The organism is Salinispora sp. H7-4, assembly GCF_013416675.1.
In the GTDB taxonomy this organism is placed as follows: domain Bacteria; phylum Actinomycetota; class Actinomycetes; order Mycobacteriales; family Micromonosporaceae; genus Micromonospora; species Micromonospora vitiensis.
In genome coordinates, this window is the sequence record NZ_JABZED010000003.1 from 625,175 (window position 1) to 644,670 (window position 19,496).

General features: G+C 71.8%; 16 protein-coding genes. 4 read left to right on the forward strand and 12 right to left on the reverse strand.

Annotated elements, in window-relative coordinates:
- Positions 1-54: 54 nt before the first annotated feature.
- Positions 55-1,263: a DNA polymerase III subunit delta' gene (locus H0524_RS04915; protein WP_180197543.1), complete on the reverse strand. Its 1,209-nt coding sequence runs from the start codon at positions 1,261-1,263 to the stop codon at positions 55-57.
- Entirely contained in the window at positions 1,263-3,431 is a 2,169-nt protein-coding gene (gene tmk / locus H0524_RS04920) for a dTMP kinase (RefSeq protein WP_180197620.1), read from the reverse strand. The genes H0524_RS04915 and tmk overlap by 1 nt, the downstream gene beginning before the upstream one ends.
- Positions 3,432-3,740: 309 nt before the next feature.
- Here tmk and H0524_RS04925 point away from each other — a divergent pair, with 309 nt between their 5' ends.
- Positions 3,741-4,958, forward strand: a complete 1,218-nt coding sequence (locus H0524_RS04925; protein WP_375371991.1) for an amino acid deaminase/aldolase — start codon at positions 3,741-3,743, stop codon at positions 4,956-4,958.
- Positions 4,959-5,032: 74 nt separating this feature from the next.
- Here H0524_RS04925 and H0524_RS04930 read toward each other — a convergent pair whose 3' ends face one another.
- Complete coding sequence (locus H0524_RS04930) at positions 5,033-5,626, reverse strand: TetR family transcriptional regulator (RefSeq protein WP_018727567.1); 594 nt, start codon at positions 5,624-5,626, stop codon at positions 5,033-5,035.
- A gap of 222 nt (positions 5,627-5,848) precedes the next feature.
- On the opposite strand from H0524_RS04930, the gene H0524_RS04935 reads away from it, so the two are divergent.
- Positions 5,849-7,162 carry a D-arabinono-1,4-lactone oxidase gene (locus tag H0524_RS04935; RefSeq protein WP_180197545.1) on the forward strand — a complete coding sequence of 438 codons (1,314 nt, stop codon included), beginning with the start codon at positions 5,849-5,851 and terminating at the stop codon, positions 7,160-7,162.
- Positions 7,163-7,181: 19 nt separating this feature from the next.
- Here H0524_RS04935 and topA read toward each other — a convergent pair whose 3' ends face one another.
- From topA to H0524_RS04965, 6 genes are all read right to left on the reverse strand, one after another.
- Complete coding sequence (gene topA, locus H0524_RS04940; protein ID WP_180197621.1) at positions 7,182-10,010, reverse strand: type I DNA topoisomerase; 2,829 nt, start codon at positions 10,008-10,010, stop codon at positions 7,182-7,184.
- A 298-nt stretch (positions 10,011-10,308) separates the two neighbouring features.
- Entirely contained in the window at positions 10,309-11,040 is a 732-nt protein-coding gene (locus tag H0524_RS04945; RefSeq protein ID WP_180197546.1) for a hypothetical protein, read from the reverse strand.
- Positions 11,031-11,567 (reverse strand): hypothetical protein, encoded by a 537-nt coding sequence (locus H0524_RS04950; protein WP_180197547.1) that lies wholly within the window; start codon positions 11,565-11,567, stop codon positions 11,031-11,033. The genes H0524_RS04945 and H0524_RS04950 overlap by 10 nt, the downstream gene beginning before the upstream one ends.
- 112 nt (positions 11,568-11,679) lie before the next feature.
- Positions 11,680-14,028 (reverse strand): sodium-translocating pyrophosphatase, encoded by a 2,349-nt coding sequence (locus H0524_RS04955; RefSeq protein ID WP_180197548.1) that lies wholly within the window; start codon positions 14,026-14,028, stop codon positions 11,680-11,682.
- 329 nt (positions 14,029-14,357) lie between these two features.
- Positions 14,358-14,792: an ATP-binding protein gene (locus H0524_RS04960; protein ID WP_180197549.1), complete on the reverse strand. Its 435-nt coding sequence runs from the start codon at positions 14,790-14,792 to the stop codon at positions 14,358-14,360.
- Positions 14,792-15,127: an STAS domain-containing protein gene (locus H0524_RS04965; RefSeq protein WP_180197550.1), complete on the reverse strand. Its 336-nt coding sequence runs from the start codon at positions 15,125-15,127 to the stop codon at positions 14,792-14,794. The genes H0524_RS04960 and H0524_RS04965 overlap by 1 nt, the downstream gene beginning before the upstream one ends.
- Before the next feature lie 151 nt (positions 15,128-15,278).
- Here H0524_RS04965 and H0524_RS04970 point away from each other — a divergent pair, with 151 nt between their 5' ends.
- Both H0524_RS04970 and H0524_RS04975 read left to right on the forward strand, forming a co-directional pair.
- Complete coding sequence (locus tag H0524_RS04970; protein ID WP_180197551.1) at positions 15,279-17,687, forward strand: DEAD/DEAH box helicase; 2,409 nt, start codon at positions 15,279-15,281, stop codon at positions 17,685-17,687.
- A 94-nt stretch (positions 17,688-17,781) separates the two neighbouring features.
- The gene (locus H0524_RS04975; RefSeq protein WP_180197552.1) at positions 17,782-18,360 is read left to right on the forward strand and encodes a hypothetical protein; all 579 of its coding nucleotides are present in this window, start codon (positions 17,782-17,784) and stop codon (positions 18,358-18,360) included.
- A 127-nt stretch (positions 18,361-18,487) separates the two neighbouring features.
- Here H0524_RS04975 and H0524_RS04980 read toward each other — a convergent pair whose 3' ends face one another.
- The 3 genes from H0524_RS04980 to H0524_RS04990 are packed head-to-tail and all read right to left on the reverse strand — an operon-like array spanning position 18,488 to position 19,493.
- Positions 18,488-18,934 carry an Rv3654c family TadE-like protein gene (locus H0524_RS04980; protein WP_180197553.1) on the reverse strand — a complete coding sequence of 149 codons (447 nt, stop codon included), beginning with the start codon at positions 18,932-18,934 and terminating at the stop codon, positions 18,488-18,490.
- Entirely contained in the window at positions 18,931-19,329 is a 399-nt protein-coding gene (locus tag H0524_RS04985) for a TadE family type IV pilus minor pilin (RefSeq protein ID WP_180197554.1), read from the reverse strand. Before H0524_RS04985 ends, H0524_RS04980 begins: the two co-directional genes overlap by 4 nt.
- Positions 19,326-19,493, reverse strand: coding sequence for a DUF4244 domain-containing protein (locus H0524_RS04990; protein ID WP_180197555.1), 168 nt, complete (start codon positions 19,491-19,493; stop codon positions 19,326-19,328). Before H0524_RS04990 ends, H0524_RS04985 begins: the two co-directional genes overlap by 4 nt.
- Between the last annotated feature and the right edge of the window lie 3 nt (positions 19,494-19,496).

The window sequence follows — 19,496 nt, forward strand, 5'->3', positions numbered from 1 at the left end:
GGAGTGTGTCGATGCCGCGAAAGTGCCCAGCCGGTGGGGCAACAGGCGGTCTGGTCAGCCCTTCCAGAGGGTGAGCATCATCGCCTCGACGGCGATCCGGGGCTTGACGTTCGCCTCGATCGCGGCCCGGCAGGCCAGGACCGCCTCCAGGCGACGCAGTGCGCCGTCGGCGTCCCACCTGCGCGCCCCCGCCTCGGCGACCGAGGCGATGTCGGTGTGTACCGGTTCGACCGGGGCGCCCAGCGCCATCGTGAGCGCATCCCGGTAGAAGCCGGCGAGGTCCACCAGCGCCCGGTCCAGGGCGTCCCGCTGCGCCCGGGTGGCCCGGGACTTCTGCCGCCGCTCCAGCTCCTTGACCTGCCCAGCGGCGCCCCGGAACGCGCTGGCCGCCCGCCGGCCGGTGCCGCCCGCGCCGAGGGCCGTCTCCAGGGCGGCCCGTTCGGCGGCGTCGGTGTCCGCCACCAACGCCGCGGCCTCCGCCTCGGCGGCTCCGATCAGGGCGGCGGCAGCATCGATCGCCGCGCCCACGCCGGTGAGCTGGCGGGGCACCGCGAGCACCGCCTCCCGGCGGGTACGCGCCTGCGGGTCACGGGCGAGCCGCCGAGCCCGCCCGACGTGCCCCTGGGCCGCGGCAGCCGCCCAGCTCGCCACGTCGGGTTCGACGCCGTCCCGCCGAACGAGCACCTCGCCGACCGCCGCCGTTGCCGGCTGCCGCAGGGGTACGACCCGGCAGCGCGACCGGATGGTCACCGAGATGTCGTCGGGGTGGATGGACGGCGCGCAGAGCAGGAAGACCGTTCGCGGGGGTGGCTCCTCCACCGCCTTCAACAGGGCGTTGCCGGCGGCTTCGGTGAGGCGGTCCGCGTCCTCGATGACCACCACCTGCCACCTCCCGCCGGAGGGGGTGCTGGCGGCGCGAAGCACCAGGGCGCGCATCTCGGTGACGCCGATGGAGAGCCCCTCCGGTACGACCAGCCGGACATCGGCGTGCGTGCCGGCCATCGTGGTGTGGCAGCCGGGGCAGGTGCCGCATCCGCTGCCGTCCCCGCACTGGAGGGCGGCGGCGAAGGCTCGTGCGGCGACCGACCGGCCCGACCCGGGCGGCCCGGTGAAGATCCAGGCGTGCGTCATCCCCGCCCCCGGTTCGCGCTCCGCCGGGCCGGGCGGCCCGGCACGGAGCACGGCGGCGGCGTCCGCTGCGGCCCGCCGCAGCACGTCCACCGCCTCGTCCTGGCCGACCAGGTCGGCGAAGACGTCCGACATCAGCTCCGACGCTCCATCGTCACCAGCTTCGGGTCGGATAACTCGGAGTGGACCGCGGTGTCCGGCCCGCTCCCCGCCGGCGGATGCGGCCCGCCCGCCTTGGGTGCGTTCGCCGCCGGCCCACCACTCGCCGGCGGGCCACCACTCGCCGCCGGCGGGGGCGGCCCGCCGGCCTGAGCGCCGAGCAGCTCGCCGACCCGCCGAGCCACCTCGTCGGCGATCTCGTCGGTTGACCGGGCGGCGTCCAGCACCAGGTAGCGCTTCGGATCGGTGGCGGCGAGGTCGAGGAACGCGTACCGGACCCGTTCGTGGAAGCTGACCGACTCGGCCTCCAGGTGGTCGGGGGCCCCGCTCCGGGCAGCCACCCGGGACAGCCCGGCACTCGGATCAATGTCCAGGAGCACCACCAGGTCGGGCTTGAGCCCGCCGGTGGCCCAGGAGGAGAGCCAGGAGACCTCGTCAACGGGGAGCGTCCGCCCCGCGCCCTGGTAGGCCAGGGATGAGTCGATGTAACGGTCGCTGGCCACGACGGCGCCCCGGCGCAGCGCCGGCCGCACCACGGTGGCCACGTGGTGGGCCCGGTCGGCGGCGTAGAGCAGCGCCTCGGCGCGGGGGGAGGGCACGTCGGAACCCGGCTGGCCGAGCAGTAGGGACCGGATTCGTTCGCCGACTCCGGTGGCGCCGGGCTCGCGGGTGACCACCACGTCCCGCCCCTGGTCCCGCAGCCGGTCGGCGAGCAGGGCGAGCTGGGTGGACTTGCCGGCCCCCTCGCCCCCCTCGAAGACCACGAACAGCCCGGCGGAGGCGAACGGCTCGGCTGGCGTCAGCGGTCGCCCGCGCATCGAACCCCACAGGTCGGCCAGGACGGGAACGCCCTTCTTGTCGTCCATCTGCCCGAACGCGCTGATTCCAGCGAAGATGCCCGCCAACCCCGCGGCGAGCAGCAGCAGCCGGGTGGACGAGATCGAGATCCCCAGGTTGGCGACCTCGAAGCGGCGGGAGCCACCAACCCCGGCGAGCAGGCTACTCAACGCGATGGCCAGGATCAGCACCATCCGGGTACCGATCTGCACCACCGCGAAGACCCGCCCCCGCACCTCGTCGGCGATCTCACCACCGAGCAGCGTGGTGCCGGCGAGGAAGGCCATGCCGGCACCCGCGCCGACCAGGACCGCACCGACCATCGCCATGGAGAGGTGGATGGCGAAGGCCAGGGTCATCACCGCGGCGCTGGCGAGCACGATGCTCATGCCGAACCAGCGCCGTCGGGACATCTCCTTGACGATCATCGGGCCGAGCCCGATGCCGATCGACAGGCCGATGAAGATGGCCCCGAACAACAGGAAGAACGCAGCGTCGCCGGCACCGAGCGAGTTGGCGAAGAAGCGGGCCGTGCCGATCACCATGCCACCGCCGGCGAAAGCACCGAAGATGCCCAGCACCAGACCCCGGACCAGCGGGGTCTGGCCGATGAACCGCCAGCCGTCCTTGAACTCGCCCAGCATGCTCCGCTCGGTCTGGTCCCGCTTGGCGGCGGGGCCCCGGCTGATCTCCCGGATGCCGTACGCGACCACCAAGGCGGTGGCCAGCCTTGAGAAAGCGTTGACCCAGAGCGCGAGCTGGGCCGGCTCCGCCCAGCCGAGGTCGCCACCGGCGATGGCTCGGACGCTGCGGTCGAGCGCCGCGGCCACCAGCGCCGCGAGGACCGGGGTGAGGCCGTACGTGGTGATCAGCGTGAGCTGGTTGGCCGCTTCGAGCCGGGCCCGCGGGATCAGGTTCGGGACCGCGGCCTCCTTGGCCGGAATCCAGAGCAGGGTGATCGACTCGATCAGGAACGTGGCGATCGTGGCCCACCCGACCACTACCGCGCCACTGGCGCCCAGGACGGCGACCAGTGGGATCGAGGCGAAGAGCAGGAACCGCAGCACGTCGCAGATGACCATCGTCCAGCGGCGGTCGAACCGGTCGGCGAAGACGCCGGCGATCGGCCCGAGGACCAGCGCCGGCAGCAGCCGGATCGCGATGACCGTGCCGAAGGCCGCGCCCTTGGCCGTGTCCCCCTCCACCTGGGAGGCGGCGAAGACGGAGGTGGCGAGCAGGCCGAACCAGTCACCGAAGGAGGCGGCGCCGAGCACGATCCAGAGCCGCCGGAACGGGCGGATGCGCAGGACTGAGCGGATCGCGGCATAGCCCGAGTGGTCGGGTTGGCTGGCCGGCGCCGCGGTACCGGACGGGCCCGCCGGTCCGGACTGAGCGGCGGGTGACGAGCCGTTGGCCGACTCGCCGTTCTGCTGGCTTTCGATGGCCGTACCTCCACATGGCGACCCGTTACCGGGCGGTCTCGGTGCAACACTCTAGCCCCGGCCCGATGGCATCCCGCTATGACATTCCCCTGCTCGCCGAGCCTAGGCGGGGTGTCCACCGCCCGCAGCCCGCCCGAGGCGAGATGCTTGGGCATCGACCCCGGTACGGCTAGCGTGCACCACGTGGCCCCCGACACCGCGGAACTGCGCGCCCGACTCGACCGCGCGACCGCCCACCTCGACCCGCCGTACGCGGTGGTCGACCTCCGGGCGTTCGACGCCAACGCCACCGCCCTCGCCGAGCGCGCCCGCGGTAAGCCGGTCCGCCTGGCCAGCAAGTCGGTACGCTGCCGGACGCTGATCTCCCGGGCCCTGGCCACTCCCGGCTGGGCGGGGGTGCTGGCGTTCACCCTCGCCGAGGCGCTCTGGCTGGTCCGCTGCGGGATCACCGACGACGTGGTGGTGGCATACCCCGCGACCGACCGGGCCGCGCTCGCTGAACTGGCCGGTGAGCCGACGCTCGCCGCCGCGGTGACCCTGATGATCGACGATCCCGCCCAGCTCGATCTGGTGGACGCCGTTCGCGCCCCAGGTCGCCGGCCCGAGCTGCGGGTCTGCCTGGACCTGGATGCCTCGTGGCGACCGCTGGGCGGGCGGCTGCACCTCGGGGTGCGCCGCTCGCCGGTACATGATCCACGGGCGGCCGGTGCGCTCGCCGCCGCCGTCGCCGCCCGACCCGGGTTCCGGCTGGTCGGACTGATGGCGTACGAGGCGCAGATCGCCGGGATGGGCGACGCGCCGCCGGGGCGGGCGCTGCTCGGCGCGGCGATCCGACTGGTTCAGCGCGGGTCGTACCGGGAGTTGCTGGCCCGCCGGAGTGCGGCGGTGGCGGCGGTCCGCGAGCACGCCGAGCTGGAGTTCGTCAACGGTGGTGGCACCGGCAGCCTGGCCGCCACCAGCGCCGACCCCGCGGTCACCGAGGTCGCCGCGGGTTCCGGGCTGTACGGGCCGACGCTCTTCGACACCTACCGGGCCTGGCGCCCGGCCCCCGCCGCCTTCTTCGCCTGCGCGGTGGCGCGCCGGCCAGCGCCGGGCTACGCCACCGTGCTCGGCGGCGGCTGGATCGCCTCCGGGCCGGCCGAACCCAGTCGCCTCCCCCGCCCGGTCCTCCCGGCCGACCTCCGGTTGGTCGGCGCGGAGGGAGCCGGTGAGGTGCAGACTCCGCTGACCGGCCGGGCTGCCGACACGCTTCGGATCGGCGACCGGGTCTGGTTCCGGCACGCCAAGGCCGGCGAGCTCGCCGAGCACGTCAACGAGCTCCACCTGGTGGAGGCGGAGACCGTCGCCGCGTCCGCCGCCACCTACCGCGGTGAGGGGTGGGCCTTCCTCTGAGGACCCACCCCGGACGCCGGGGCCGGAGCCCGCCGCCCGGACCGGTTTGGGACGCCCGGGCGGGTGGACACCGATCAGGCCGGCTGGACGACCTCCACCGGCCGGTCCACGCCCCCCCGAGCGTCAAGCTGGCGGTACAGGTACTCCCGAATCAACGCCTTCGCCTCGACGAGCACCCGGTCGTCGCCCTCCTGCCGCCGGCGGAACGCCAGCTGGATGAGCGCATCAGCACCCTCGACCGCGATCTCGAGGTGGAACTGGAGCTCCGGGACGTCGGTGAGTCCGAAGCGCTCGGTGAGAACGCGGGCGAGTTGATCCGCGATCACCCCGTTGTTGTCCCGCTGCTCATCGAGCAGGTGCAGGTCGACCACGTCGCCGAAGTGCAGGGTACGGAACCCGGGAACGGTGCGGTGCATCGTGATGTACTCGTCGATTGCCGCGTCAACCCCATCCCACCAGTGGGTCAGGTCGTTCGAGGCGAACCTCTCGTCGAGCCGCTGGAGATAGGACTCCATCGTGCGCAGGGTCAACGCCTGCACGATTGCCCGCTTGTCCGGGAAGAACTGATAGACCGACCCAATCGCCACCTCGGCGCGCTCGGCGAGCAGCGTCGTGGTCAGCCCCTCGTACCCCACCTCGTCGACGAGCTCCGCACAGGCGTCCAGCATGCGCTGGACCCGAGCGACACTTCGACCCTGCACCGGTACGCGGCGCAGCGGCCCGGTCGTGGCGGCTGGTGTGGACACTCGCCACCCCCCTTCGACGGATGAACATATCTACACGTCACGAGTCCGTGACTACCGGTACAACGAGCGGAACTCGATTACGGTATTTACCAGGCACAACGTTCCTGATATGAAGTCACTTCACATTCATTTCGAGGAGCGTCCATGGCCGCTACCGCAAGCTCCGTCAGCACCTGGTCCAACTGGGCCGGCAATCAGCGTGACACCGCCACCAGCGTGCTCCGCCCCACCTCAAGCGCCGACATCGCGGCGGCGGTACGGGCCGCCGTAGCAGCCGGAGAGCGGATCCGCCCGGTCGGCAGCGGACACTCCTTCACCCCGGTCGCCCGGACCGAAGGTCATCGAATGGAGCTGACGGGCCTGGCCAACGAGGTGCGGGTCGACCTCGATCGCCGGCTGGTCACGGTCCCCGCCGGCACCACGCTGCGCGCCCTCAACCGACTGCTCGCCGGCTACGGACTGGCCCTGCCCAACCTCGGTGACATCGATGCGCAGACGGTAGCCGGCGCGATCTCGACCGGCACCCACGGTACCGGCGCCCAGCATGGCTGCCTGTCCACCTTCGTCACCGCACTCACCCTGGTCACCGGCGTCGGCGAGGTGCTGCACTGCTCCGCCGACGAGCACCCGGATGTCTTCGCCGCCGCCCGGGTCTCGCTCGGCGCGCTCGGCGTCCTGGTCGACGTCACCCTGAGCTGCGTGGACGCGTTCGTACTGCACGCACACGAGCGGCCCGCGCCGCTGGCCACGGTGCTGGCCGAGTTACCCGAGCTGGTCGAGCGACACGACCACGTCGAGTTCTACTGGTTCCCCTACACCGATCGGGTCCAGGTCAAGAGCAACGACCGGGTACCCGTCAACGACCGTCCGCTGCCGCGCTGGCACCGCTGGCTCAACGACGAGCTCCTCTCCAACACCCTGCTCGGCGGGGCCTGCCGGCTCGGCCGGGCCGTACCGGCACTCGCTCCCGGCCTCAGCTCCGTCGCCGCGCGGGTGCTCACCGAGCGCCGCTACACCGGCCCCTCCGACGCGGTTTTCTGCAGCCCACGTCGGGTCCGCTTCGTCGAGATGGAGTACGCGCTGCCCCGCGCGGCCCTCGCCCCGGCCCTGGCCGACCTGCGCCGGATCGTGGACCGGCTGCCGGTCAAAGTCCTCTTCCCGGTCGAGGTCCGGTTCAGCGCCGCCGACGAGGTCTGGCTCTCGCACGGCTACGGCCGGGACTCCGCGTACCTCGCCGTCCACCAGTACGTGGGGATGCCGTACGAGCCGTACTTCCGCGCCGTCGAAGAGCTGGCCGAAGGGCTTGGCGGCCGGCCGCACTGGGGCAAACTGCACTGGCGCGACGCGGCCTCCCTGGCCCCCGCCTATCCCAGGTGGGACAGCTTCCAGGCCGTCCGAGACCGGCTCGACCCGCACCGGGTGTTCGCCAGCGAACACCTGTCCCGGGTCCTCGGCTGACCGCGCCCCGGCGGAGTCGTTACTCCGCCGCGCTGCCGGCCCGCTTCGGCGGCTTGGCCGCGGCGCTCTTCGCCGCCGTCGTCTTGGCCGCCGCGGCGGTCTCCTTCGCCGTCGTCTTCTTCGCCGTCGTCTTCTTCGCCGTCGTCTTCTTCGCGGGCGCGGCCTTCTTCGCGGGCGCGGCCTTCTTGGCCGCCTTCTTCCGCGGCGCCGGGCCCTTCGCCCGCTTCTCGGCGAGCATCTCCGACGCCTGCTCCAGGCTCAGCGCCTCCGGCGTCTGCCCCCGCCGCAACGACGCGTTGGTCTCCCCGTCGGTCACGTACGGCCCGAACCTGCCATCCTTGATGACCAGCGGCTTCTCGGTCAGCGGGTCGGCACCCAACTCCCGCAGCGGAGGTGCGGGAGCCCGACGCTGCCGGGTCTTCGGGGCGGCCAGCAGTGCCAGCGCCTCGTCCAGCGTGACCGTGAACATCTGCTCTTCGGACTCCAGCGACCGGAACTCCTCGCCCCGCTTCACGTACGGGCCGTAGCGGCCGTTGTTCGCGAGGACCTCGTTGCCCTCCGGGTCAACACCGACCAGCCGCGGCAGGGTCAGCAGCCGCAGCGCCTCGTCGAGGGTGAGGGCGTCCGGCGACTGGGAGCGCAGCAGGGACGACTTACGCTCCCCGCTGGCCACGTAGGGGCCGAACCGGCCCGCCTTGAGCAGAATCGGCTCGCCGGTGGCCGGGTCCTCCCCGAGCTTGCGCTCACCGCCGCCACCGAGGAAGAGCTCGTGCACCTTCTCCGGGGTCAACTCATCCGGGGCCAGCCCCTCCGGAATCGGAGCCCGGTCGCCCTGACCACCGCCCTCCTCACCGTCGGCGGCGGCCGCCTCCCCGGGCAACTCCCGCTGCAGGTACGGCCCGTAACGGCCCACCCGGACCACGACCGGCCGCCCCTGGTCGTCGCTGAAGAGCGGAATCGAGTTGACGCTCCGCGCGTCGATCTCACTCAGGTTCTCGGTGACCAGCTTCTTCAGCCCACCGGAGCGGGCGATGTCCTGGTCACCGGCGCCGTTGGTGGTGCCGAAGTAGAACGCGGTGAGGAAGTCCACCGCCGCGTGGTCGCCACCGGCGATCTCGTCCAGCTCGTTCTCCATGCTGGCGGTGAAGCCATAGTCGATCAGGCGTGGGTAGTGCCGCTCCATCAGCCCGACCACGGCGAAGGCCAGGAACGACGGGATCATCGCCTGACCACGCTTGACGACGTACCCCCGGTCCTGGATGGTCTGCATGATCGACGCGTAGGTGGAGGGGCGGCCGATGCCCAGCTCCTCCAGCGCCTTGACCAGGGACGCCTCGGTGTAACGGGCGGGCGGCTGGGTGTGGTGCTCCTGCGCGGCGAGCTGCTCGGCGGTGAGCGGCTGGTCCTTCGCCAGCGTCGGTAGGCGCCGCTCGGCATCCTCCGCCTCGGCGTTCTCGTCGTCGCTGGACTCCACGTAGGCGCGGAGGAAGCCCGGGTCGGTGATGGTCTTGCCGGTGGCGCCGAAGTCCGCCTCCTCACCGGCGGCCGTGACGGCGCGGATCCGCACCGAGACGCTGGAGCCCACGGCGTCGGTCATCTGGGAGGCGACGGTGCGCCGCCAGATCAGCTCGTAGAGCTTGTACTCCTCAACCGACAGCTCGTTGCGCAGCTCACCCGGGGTGCGGAAGGTGTCGCCCGCGGGGCGGATCGCCTCATGCGCCTCCTGCGCGTTCTTCACCTTGCCGGTGTAGCGACGCGGCTCCGGCGGGACGCAACGTTCCCCGTACAGCTCGGCGATCTGCTGACGGGCCGCGGCGATGGCGGTCTCCGACAGGTTCACCGAGTCGGTACGCATATAGGTGATGTAGCCGTTCTCATAGAGCCGCTGCGCGGTGCGCATCGTCTGCTGCGAGGAGAAACGCAGCTTACGGGCCGACTCCTGCTGCAGCGTCGAGGTGATGAACGGCGCGTACGGGCGGCGACGGTACGGCTTCTCCTCGACCCGGGTAACCGTGAACGGCCGATCCGCCAGCCGGGCGGCCAGCCCCTGGGCCCCGCCCTCGTCCAGGTGCACCACACCGGCGCCGGGACGGACCCGCCCGGTGGTCGGCTCGAAGTCCTTGCCGGTGGCGATCCGGTCACCGTTGAGCGCGACCAGGGTGGCGGTGATGGTGCGGGGTCCCGCGTCGGGCTGTCCGGCGGCGAGCGTGGCGAGGATGTCCCAGTACTCGGCGCTGCGGAACGCCATCCGCTGCCGCTCCCGCTCGACCACGATGCGGGTCGCCACCGACTGCACCCGGCCCGCCGAGAGCTTCGGCATGACCTTCTTCCACAGCACCGGGGACACCTCGTAGCCGTACAACCGGTCGAGGATGCGGCGGGCCTCCTGGGCGTCAACCAAATCACGGTCGATCTCCCGCGGGTTCGCCACGGCGGCCCGGATCGCCGCTTTGGTGATCTCGTGGAAGACCATCCGCTTGACCGGAACCTTCGGCTTGAGGGTCTCCACCAGGTGCCAGGCGATCGCCTCGCCCTCCCGGTCCTCATCCGTGGCCAGGAGGATCTCGTCAACCTCCCGGGCCAGCTTGGTCAACTTGCTGATCTGCTGCCGGCGGTCGGCGGAGACGACGTAGAGGGCGTGGAAGCCGTTGTCGACATCGACGCCGAGCCGGGCCCACGCCTCGCCCTTGTACTTCGCCGGCACATCGGCGGCGTTCCGCGGCAGGTCGCGGACGTGCCCGAAACTGGCCTCCACGACGTACCCCGGGCCGAGGTAGCCCGAGATCGTCTTGGCCTTCGCCGGGGACTCGACGATGACCAGACGGGTGGTTCCAGCATTGCTCGGCACGTCTCTCTCCGACCTCACTCCCGCATCGTGACCGCCGTGGTGTCCGGTACGGGGCGCATTGACCCCACCGGCGCCCCAACAGTCCGGATGTCCAACGTAACGCGTCGTCCGGGATTCCGGTTTCGTGGGCGACAAACACCGGAGGGACCCGACCCGGCGTCACCGTACACTGCCCGTAGGCCTGACCACCGCTTCCCGTGACGAACGGGACCCAACGCACCCGCTCGGGGCGGGGTGCCGGCAACGGAGCTGCCACACCGCCCGCTCGCGACGGCCACGGCGTCGAGCGCACCGCCGCTCAACCGCGGTACGGCCAGGCCACCGGGGGCACGGCGGGGGGCGGGTCGCCGACCAGTTCGGCGAAGCGGTTCAGCAGTCGACGTCCGGTGATCCGGTAGGCCAGGCCGTCCGGGCCCGACTCCGGCACCGCGGGCAACCCCACCGCGGCGAGCGCCGCCCCCACCCGCTGGTGGGCGGCCAGCCCGAGACGGAGCAGAACCTCGGAGTCCGCCATCGAACCGGCCGCGACGAACCACAGCCGCAGCCCTCGCCCATCCAGGTGGAAGGCGTCGGGCGGATGCTTCACCGAGCCGCGCAGCCACGCCGCCACGAGCGGTTTCAGCACCCTCGTGTACGCCGTCCGCACGCAATGCCGGCCACCGCCCGCCGCCGCCCAGCTCGTGGGGAGGTGTCGCGCCGCCAACTCGGCGACCAGCACGTGGACCCGCCAGGCATCGTCGACCACCACGGCCAGCCGGGCGGTGCCCCCCATCACGGACCCCTCGGCCGGTCCGGCGAGCAGGCCGGCCAGGTCGGCGACGGCGGGTTCGGTGGCCTCGGCGCCGAAGAAGGCGAGCTGGCGATCCGCGTCCAGACCTCGCTGCCGACGATCGGCCGGGTCGACCCGGGCGGCGGCCACACCCGGACGCGCGGCCCGGTCGGTGCGGCCCCGGGCAGCGGGCGGGTCCAGCTCGGGCGCCGGGAAGAGCCCCGGCGCCGGCTCCCCGTCCAACGGCCCGGTCAACGGCACTCGGGGACCTCGGTGAAGGCGCGGGTCAGCTCCTTCGAGTTCAGGTTACTGGCATCCAGGGCGCTGGCCTCGTACTCCTGGTTCAGGGTCTGAACCGCATCCCGCACCCCGTCGTAGAAGGCGGTGGACTGGCTCGTGCTGAGGCTGTCGATGGAGTCCCGGGCCTTGGCGTACGCGTCCCGCATCTGCGCCAGCGCTGCACGGATCCGCGCGGACACCTCGGCGCCCTGCTCCGCGTCGGGGACGCCGGCCTGCTCCACCCGGCGCCGCGCCGTCTCGCTGGCCCGCGCCGCCCCGTCGAAGAGCCGCACGAGATTCTCCTTGGCCTGAGCCGGACTGGTCTGGGCGGTCATCTGCTGGTCGGTGCTACTGGTGAGCTTCCTGATCTCGGCTCGCCAGGGGGTCAGGGCGGAGCAGACCGAGGTCGCCCACGCCCCAGGGCTCGGCCCACCACCGCATCCGGCGATCAGGACAACCGCAGCCAGCATCGCCGCCAGCCTTCCGGCTGTCGCCCGGCACACACGCATGCGTTGCAGCGTACGGTGTCGCGCCGTCCCGTACCGCGGTCAGGTTCGTCGGGCATCCGCACCTCCGCCCGGCCGACGCGGGCCGGGCGGACGGCGGTGCGGGGTGTACAGGTCAGGCCCGGACCGCCTCCGGACGTTGTTCCGGGTTGCCCGTGCCCGCGCCGGGATCCGACATCGACACACCCTGCCGCTTACTGAACAGTACGGCGGCCACAATGATCAGGGTCGCGACAACGGCGATCGAGATCCGCAGCCCGGTGTTGCGGTCGTCGCCCACGCTCCAGGCCACCACGGCCGGCGCGATCAGCAGCGAGACCAGGTTCATCACCTTGAGCAGCGGGTTGATCGCCGGGCCGGCGGTGTCCTTGAAGGGGTCCCCGACGGTGTCGCCGATAACAGTCGCGGAGTGCGCCTCGGAGCCCTTGCCGCCGTACGCGCCATCCTCGACCATCTTCTTGCTGTTGTCCCAGGCGCCGCCGGAGTTACTCAGGAAGACGGCCATCAGGGTGCCGGCCCCGATCGCCCCGGCCAGGTACGACGCGAGCGCGCCCGGCCCGAGCCCGAAGCCGACCGCGATCGGCGCCATGATCGCCAGCAGGCCGGGGGTCATCAGCTCCCGCTGCGCGTCCCGGGTGCAGATGTCGACGACCTTGCCGTACTCGGGGCGCTGGGTGCGGTCCATGATCCCGGGTAGTTCCCGGAACTGCCGGCGAACCTCCATCACCACCGCCCCCGCCGAGCGGGACACGGCGTTGATGGCCAACCCGGAGAAGAGGAAGACCACCGCAGCGCCGATGATCAGACCGACCAGGTTCCGCGGGTTCGCCACGTTCAGCGAGTTGAGAATCTCGCCGCCGACATCGGTGATGCCCGCGTCGGCGTACGCGATGCGCAGCGTGTCGGTGTACGAGCCGAAGAGCGCGGTCGCGGCCAGTACCGCGGTGGCGATCGCGATGCCCTTGGTGATCGCCTTGGTGGTGTTACCGACCGCGTCCAGCTCGGTCAGCGTGCGGGCGCCGTCCGCGTCGATGTCGCCGGACATCTCCGCCACGCCCTGGGCGTTGTCGGAGATCGGACCGAAGGTGTCCATCGCGACGATGACGCCGACCGTGGTGAGCAGTCCCGTACCGGCCAGCGCGACCGCGAACAGCGACAGCGTGATGGAGCTGCCGCCGAGCAGGAAGGCGCCGAAGACGCCCGCCCCGATCAGCAGCGCCGAGTAGACCGCGGACTCCAGACCGACGCCGATGCCGGCGAGGATGACGGTGGCCGGGCCGGTCTGTGAGCTGCGGCCGATGTCCTGCACCGGGCGGCGTTCGGTCTCGGTGAAGTAGCCGGTCAGCGCCTGGATCGCGGCGGCCAGCACGATACCGATGACGACCGCGCCGATGGCCACCACGCGCGGGTTCTGGTCAACGTCGGCCAGTCCCTGGGTCAACTCGGCGAAGCTGGCCGGCAGGTACGCCCAGGCGGCGATGGCAACCAGCACCGCGGAGATGAGCGCGGAGGCGTAGAAGGCCCGGTTGATAGCGGTCAGCCCGGAGCGGTCCGAGGTGCGCAGCCGGGTGATGAAGACGCCGATGATCGCGACGATCACCCCGATGCCGGAGACGATCAGCGGGAAGACCAGCCCCTGCTCACCGAAGGCGGCCCGGCCGAGGATCAGCGCGGCGACCAGGGTCACCGCGTACGACTCGAACAGGTCGGCGGCCATGCCGGCGCAGTCGCCCACGTTGTCGCCCACGTTGTCGGCGATGGTGGCGGCGTTGCGCGGATCGTCCTCGGGGATTCCCTGTTCCACCTTGCCGACCAGGTCGGCGCCGACATCGGCGGCCTTGGTGAAGATGCCGCCACCGACCCGCATGAACATGGCGAGCAGCGCGGCACCGAAGCCGAAGCCCTCCAGTACGGTCGGGGCGTCGCTCCGGTAGAAGAGGACGACCAACGCCGCGCCGAGGAGACCGAGGCCGACGGTGAGGAAGCCGACGACGCCGCCGGTGCGGAACGCGATCCGCATGGCGGCCTCCCGGCCACCCACCCGTTCCCGGGCTGCGGCGGCGACCCGCAGGTTGGCCCGGGTCGCCAGCCACATGCCGGCGCCGCCGATGAACGCGCTGAAGAGTGCGCCGATGACGAAGAAGGCCGATCGACCGATCTTCACCGCGGTCTCGCTGCCGTCGGTCTCGTGCACCGGCAGCAGGAAGAGCAGCAGCACGGCAACGACCACGAAGATCGCCAGGGTACGGAACTGCCGGAACAGGTACGCCGAGGCGCCCTCCTGCACCGCGCCCGAGATTTCCTGCATATTGGTGGTGCCCCTGCCGGCGGCCAGCACGGTCCGCGTCAACGCGGCGGCGAACGCCAGCGCCACGGCCGCGATCACGGCGGCGAGAACCACCCACGTGACATTGTTCCCGGTGAGGGAGATCCCGCCGCCCTCGGCGGCCAAGGTGTCGGACATCTGTGTCCTCCTGTACCGAACGCTCGCGCCGACCCGTGGAGACGCAGGGCCGGCGCCTGGATGCGGTGTCGCAAGCACGCGCCAACCCACCGAGCGGACCAGCGATGGAGCACCGTTCCCGCTGGCTGCGGAAGGGTTCACTTGCTGACAACCCGGGTACTGTAGCCCTCTGCAGTGTCTGAGGTCACACCTGGTGGTCATCGTGTCGGAATGATCTTCGTCGCTGTGCTATGAGCGAAACTCTGATATAGCGAAGCACCAATCGAGATCAAGAGGACAGCCGAGGTCCGTTCGGTGGCGGTAGAGCCGGGGGCGGTGCTCCAGCGCGCTCAGCGGTCGAGCGGCCACACCATCTGCACCTCGGTGCCAATGCCCCCGTCCGCCGGACGTACCAGGAGGTCATCGACGAAGCCGGCGAGCAGCGCGAACCCCACGCCGGTGGCCAACGCGTCCTCGCTGAGCGGCTCCCGGGCCAATTCGTACGGCGGCAACGCGGCAAGATCGGCGCCAGCCTCGATCGGCGCCCGGTCCACCACCCGGACGGCATAGGTCCCGTCATCGGACATCTCCACCCGGACTGGGTCAGACAGGTTGTGCTGCTGGTGCAGCGCCACCGCCCGGGTGCACGCCTCACCGATCGCCAGGCGCACCTCGTCCAGCAGGTCCTGCCGGACCCCCGCGCGCCGCGCCACCGCGACACCGACCAACCGCGCCGTGCGAACGTGCACCGGTGCGGGCGAGAAGGAGAGACGGACCACTGCCATCACACGCCGGTCGCCGCGTCAACCGTCGGATACAGCGGGAAGACCTGGTCGAGCGCGGTGATCCGGAAGATCTTCAGCAGCGGCTCCCGGTCACAGACCAACGCGAAGGAGCCACCGGTGGTCCGCAGCCGTTTGAGGACACCCACCAGCACGCCAAGCCCGGTGGAGTCGAGGAAGTCGACCCGACCCAGGTCAACCACGATGCGCTCAACCCCGGCATCGATCAACTCGAACAGGCATTCCCGGAGCTGCGGGGCGGTGTAGACATCCACCTCACCGCCGACCACGACCACCGCAAACTCCCCCACGGTGCGCGTCGCCAGCGACAGCTCCATCAGACCCTCCTCGCAAGAGCCGTAAACTCTCCCCGGGCATTCAACCATCACCACCGGTAATACTGGCTACCAGCAGCGCCCCGGCAAGGCAGGCACCTCAGCCCCAGGCCCAACGCTACCCATCCCCGAACACCCGTGCGAGTGTGCAGACGTGACCTCTGACAGCCCGGCGCCCCGGCCGCGGCGCCCCGGCCGGCCGGGGTCACCCGCGGCCGCCCGTGCCGCAGCCCCCGGGCCGTCCCCGGCAGAGCTGCTGGGTCAGCTCCGCTCCCGGCACGACACCAACCCGGTAACCCACGTCGAACGGGTACCCGCCCGCGCCGGCGAGCCCGCGCCCTGGCCCAGCTGGGTCCCGACGGACCTGCGCGTGGCCCTCACCCGGCAGGGTGTGGACGCACCGTGGCAGCACCAGGCCGAAGCCGCCAACCTCGCCCACGCCGGCAGCCACGTCGTCGTCGCCACCGGCACCGCGTCCGGCAAGTCCCTGGCCTACCAGCTACCGGCGCTGTCGACACTGCTCACCGACCCCCGCGCCACCGTGCTCTACCTCGCTCCCACCAAGGCACTCGCCGTTGACCAGCTCCGGGCCGTCACCGAGCTGGAGCTGGACGGAGTGCGCCCCGCCTGCTACGACGGAGACACCCCCCGAGCCGAACGGGAGTGGATCCGGCAGCATGCGCGGTTCGTGCTGACCAACCCCGACATGCTGCACCACGGCATCCTGCCCGGTCACGCCCAGTGGCAGCGGTTCCTCCGCCGGCTCGCGTACGTGGTGGTGGACGAGTGCCACAGCTACCGGGGCGTCTTCGGCTCGCAGGTCGCACACGTGCTGCGCCGGCTGCGCCGACGGTGCACCCGGATCGGCCGTACGCCGGTCTTCGTGCTGGCCTCCGCCACCTCGGGTGACCCAGCCGCGACAGCCGAACGGCTCACCGGCCTGCCTGCGGCGGCCGTCACCGCAGACACCTCGCCCCACGGCGGAGTGACCTTCGCGCTGTGGGAGCCGCCGACGCTGCCCGCCCCGACCAACTCCCCCGACGACACCGACCTCGCGCCGGTACGACGATCCGCGCTGCGCGAAACCGCCGACCTGCTCGCCGACGCGGTCGCCGCCGGGGTCCGCACACTCGCCTTCGTCCGGTCCCGACGGGGGGCCGAGGCGGTGGCGGCCAACGCCCGGCGGGCCCTGGACGAGGCGTTCCCCGGGCTGGGTGACCAGGTGGCCGCCTACCGCGCCGGCTACCTGCGGGAGGAGCGACGCGAGCTGGAACGGTCCCTGCTCAGCGGTGAACTGCGCGGACTGGCCTCGACCAACGCCCTCGAGCTCGGCGTCGACCTGGTCGGGCTGGACGCGGTGCTGATCTGCGGCTACCCCGGCACCCGCGCCTCGCTCTGGCAGCAGGCGGGGCGGGCCGGCCGCTCCGGCCAGGAGGCGCTGGCGGTACTGGTGGCCCGGGACGACCCGCTCGACAGCTACCTCGTCCACCACCCCGAGGCGGTCTTCGGGACTCCGGTCGAGGCGACGGTGCTCGACCCCACCAACCCGTACGTGCTCCGGCCGCAGCTCGCCTGCGCCGCAGCCGAGGCGCCACTCACCCCGGCCGACCTGGACCTGTTCGGAGAAGGCGCGAAAGAGGCGGTGGACGCCCTGGTCGAGGCCGGTGCGCTCCGGCAGCGCCCCACCGGGTGGTACTGGCGCCACCGGGAGCGCCCCCAGGTGGAGCTCCGTGGTGGAGACGGCGCCCCGATCTGCGTGGTGGAGACCGCGACCGGGCGACTCCTCGGCACGGTCGACGGCGGGTCGTCGCACTTCCTGCTGCACCCCGGGGCGGTCTACCTGCACCAGGGCATCTCGTACGTGGTCGACACCCTCGACCTCGCCGACGGGTGCGCACTGGTGCATCCCGAGGAGCCGGACTGGTCCACCCACGCCCGTGATGTCACGTCGCTGTCGGTGGTGGCGGTCCGGTCGTACCTGGACGCCGGGCCGGTCGGGCTCTTCCTCGGTGAGGTCGACGTGACCAGCCAGGTGGTGTCCTACCAGCGACGCCGGATCACCACCGGCGAGATCATCGACACCCGCCCCCTGGACCTGCCGGCCCGGGAGCTGCGGACCGTGGCGGTGTGGTTCACGCTCTCGCCGGAGTCCCTCACCGCGGGCGGAGTCGACCCGGCCGACGTACCCGGCGCGCTGCACGCCGCCGAGCACGCCGCGATCGGGTTGCTGCCACTGACCGCCACCTGCGACCGGTGGGACATCGGCGGGTTGTCCACCGCGGCACACCCCGACACCGGGGCACCGACTGTCTTCGTCTACGACGGCCACTCCGGCGGGGCCGGCTTCGCCGAGCGGGCGTACGGGACGGCGGCGACGTGGCTGCGGGCGACCCGGGACGTGGTCGCGGAGTGTGGCTGCGAGTCCGGCTGCCCGTCCTGCGTCCAGTCCCCGAAGTGCGGTAATGGCAACAACCCGCTGTCCAAGACGGACGCGGTCCGGGTCCTCGACATCGTGCTGGCCAACCTGCCAGCCGGAGCGGCTCGGGCCAGCCGGGCATCCTGAGCGTCAACGGGCCCGGCGCCCCGCGCACCGGCGGCGCGCGGAGCGCCGACCACCCCGGCACCCGGTCCAGCCCGATTGCACCGAAAGGAATGTCATGCACCCCGACGCCCTTCAGGCTCACCAGCAGTTCCACATCCGCCAGCGAATCCGGATGGTCGTCAACCAGTACCAGGTTCACGCCGTCGCACCGGACGGCTCGGAGGGGGGTCTGCTGGCGTTCGCCCAGCAGAAACGGCTCGCCTTCAAGGAACAGGTGACCATCTACACCGACGACACACAGCAGCAGCCGTTGCTCGGATTCAAGGCACGGCAGCGCCTCGACCTGGGTGCCACCTACGACGTCACTGATCATGCCGGAAATCCAATCGGCCTGTTCCGCAAAGACTTCGCCCAGTCCCTGCTGCGCTCCACGTGGCATCTCGAGCAGGGCGGGTTGCCCCAGGTCACCGGGGCGGAACGGTCCCTACCGATCGCTCTGCTCCGCCGCTTCGTCGACGCGCTGTCCTGGCTGCCCTACCACTTCGATTTCGGCGCCGACGGCAAGCCGGCCTTCTCGGTCGTGAAGAAGTGGGGTCTCCGCGACCGCTATGTCGTGCAGATCCACAACCCACAGCTCGACCGCCGGCTGGTCATCGCCATGGCGATCGGACTGGACGCGCTCCAGTCCCGCTGATCCGTTGGCGCGACCGGTCCCCGAAGGGCCACGCTCAGCCACGGGGCGGGCCGGCCCGGGCACACGTGCGTGGGCGGGCCGGCCCGGGCACACGTGCGTGGGCGGGCCGGCCCGGGCACACGTGCGCTCACCCACGTGGCGGGCCGGCCCGGGCCCGACCGGTCGCGGCCCGGACCAGACCCGGCAACACGGTGGCGGTTACCTCCACGGTGACCAGCAGATCCAGCCCGTCGAGCCGGCAGTGAACGAGCCGGCCGCCATTTGCTGTCACGATCGCCCGGGCCGACTCACACGCGGTGGTGACTCCGAGCACGGCGTCTGCCGCCCCGGCGAGTGCACCCAGGTCCGCCGCGACACCTGCCTGCTGTCGGGCCACCCGAGCCACCCCAACCGCCATGCCCGCCACCCCGAAGACGACGAATGCGACCCCGACCGCGAGCAGCAGGACCGTGGCACCGCCCCGGTCCCCACCAGCGGACACCCGCCACCATTCTTCGCCGGTCGCCCGCGGTCCCCACCGAGCCCTCCTGTCCCGACCGGCGGGGCGACGGCCCCCGCTTCCACTGCCGGTCACCCTCCTGCTCCACCGACGACAGCTTCGACCGGCGGGAACGGCTCAGGGCCGGGTTCGACCGCGGCCACGGTCGTCGCGGTGACCGTCAGTCGGGGAATCCGTGTCCCGAGGCCCCGGACCGGGGCACGAACAGTGACGCGTACCCGCTGCCCGTCTTTGTCGATCGACACCCTGGCTCCGGGTGGGGCGAGCGCGCGGACCACGGCCCACCCATCTGCACCCCGGGATACCGCGACCGCCACCTCCCGTGCCGCATGCAGAGCGGTGCCCTTGGTGCCCACCGCGTCAACCGCCGTCAGACCAACCAACAGGAGCAAGAGCAATGCCGGCAGGCCGGCCGCCAGTTCAGCGGTAAAGGAGCCCCGGTCTCGGCCGGCCCACCGGCACCGCCTCACTGAAGTGCCCGGTCAATGATGGCGGTCAACGCCGCCTGCACACTGTCAGAGGTAAGTACCCTGAGTAGGAGCCCGGCGAAGGCGACTGCAGCGAGCGTGCCGACGGCGTATTCGGCGGTGTTCATCCCGGCGTCGCCTCGAAGTCGGGCGGTGATTCTGCGCATGTC

Excerpts from the sequence above, each read along its gene's own strand:
- H0524_RS04915 (WP_180197543.1), bottom strand. The coding sequence starts at position 1,263 with ATGTCGGACGTCTTCGCCGACCTGGTCGGCCAGGACGAGGCGGTGGAC.
- H0524_RS04930 (WP_018727567.1), bottom strand. The coding sequence starts at position 5,626 with ATGCTGGACGCCTGTGCGGAGCTCGTCGACGAGGTGGGGTACGAGGGG.
- H0524_RS04935 (WP_180197545.1), top strand. The coding sequence starts at position 5,849 with ATGGCCGCTACCGCAAGCTCCGTCAGCACCTGGTCCAACTGGGCCGGC.
- H0524_RS04950 (WP_180197547.1), bottom strand. The coding sequence starts at position 11,567 with ATGCGTGTGTGCCGGGCGACAGCCGGAAGGCTGGCGGCGATGCTGGCT.
- H0524_RS04955 (WP_180197548.1), bottom strand. The coding sequence starts at position 14,028 with ATGTCCGACACCTTGGCCGCCGAGGGCGGCGGGATCTCCCTCACCGGG.
- H0524_RS04960 (WP_180197549.1), bottom strand. The coding sequence starts at position 14,792 with ATGGCAGTGGTCCGTCTCTCCTTCTCGCCCGCACCGGTGCACGTTCGC.
- H0524_RS04965 (WP_180197550.1), bottom strand. The coding sequence starts at position 15,127 with ATGGAGCTGTCGCTGGCGACGCGCACCGTGGGGGAGTTTGCGGTGGTC.
- H0524_RS04975 (WP_180197552.1), top strand. The coding sequence starts at position 17,782 with ATGCACCCCGACGCCCTTCAGGCTCACCAGCAGTTCCACATCCGCCAG.
- H0524_RS04990 (WP_180197555.1), bottom strand. The coding sequence starts at position 19,493 with ATGCGCAGAATCACCGCCCGACTTCGAGGCGACGCCGGGATGAACACC.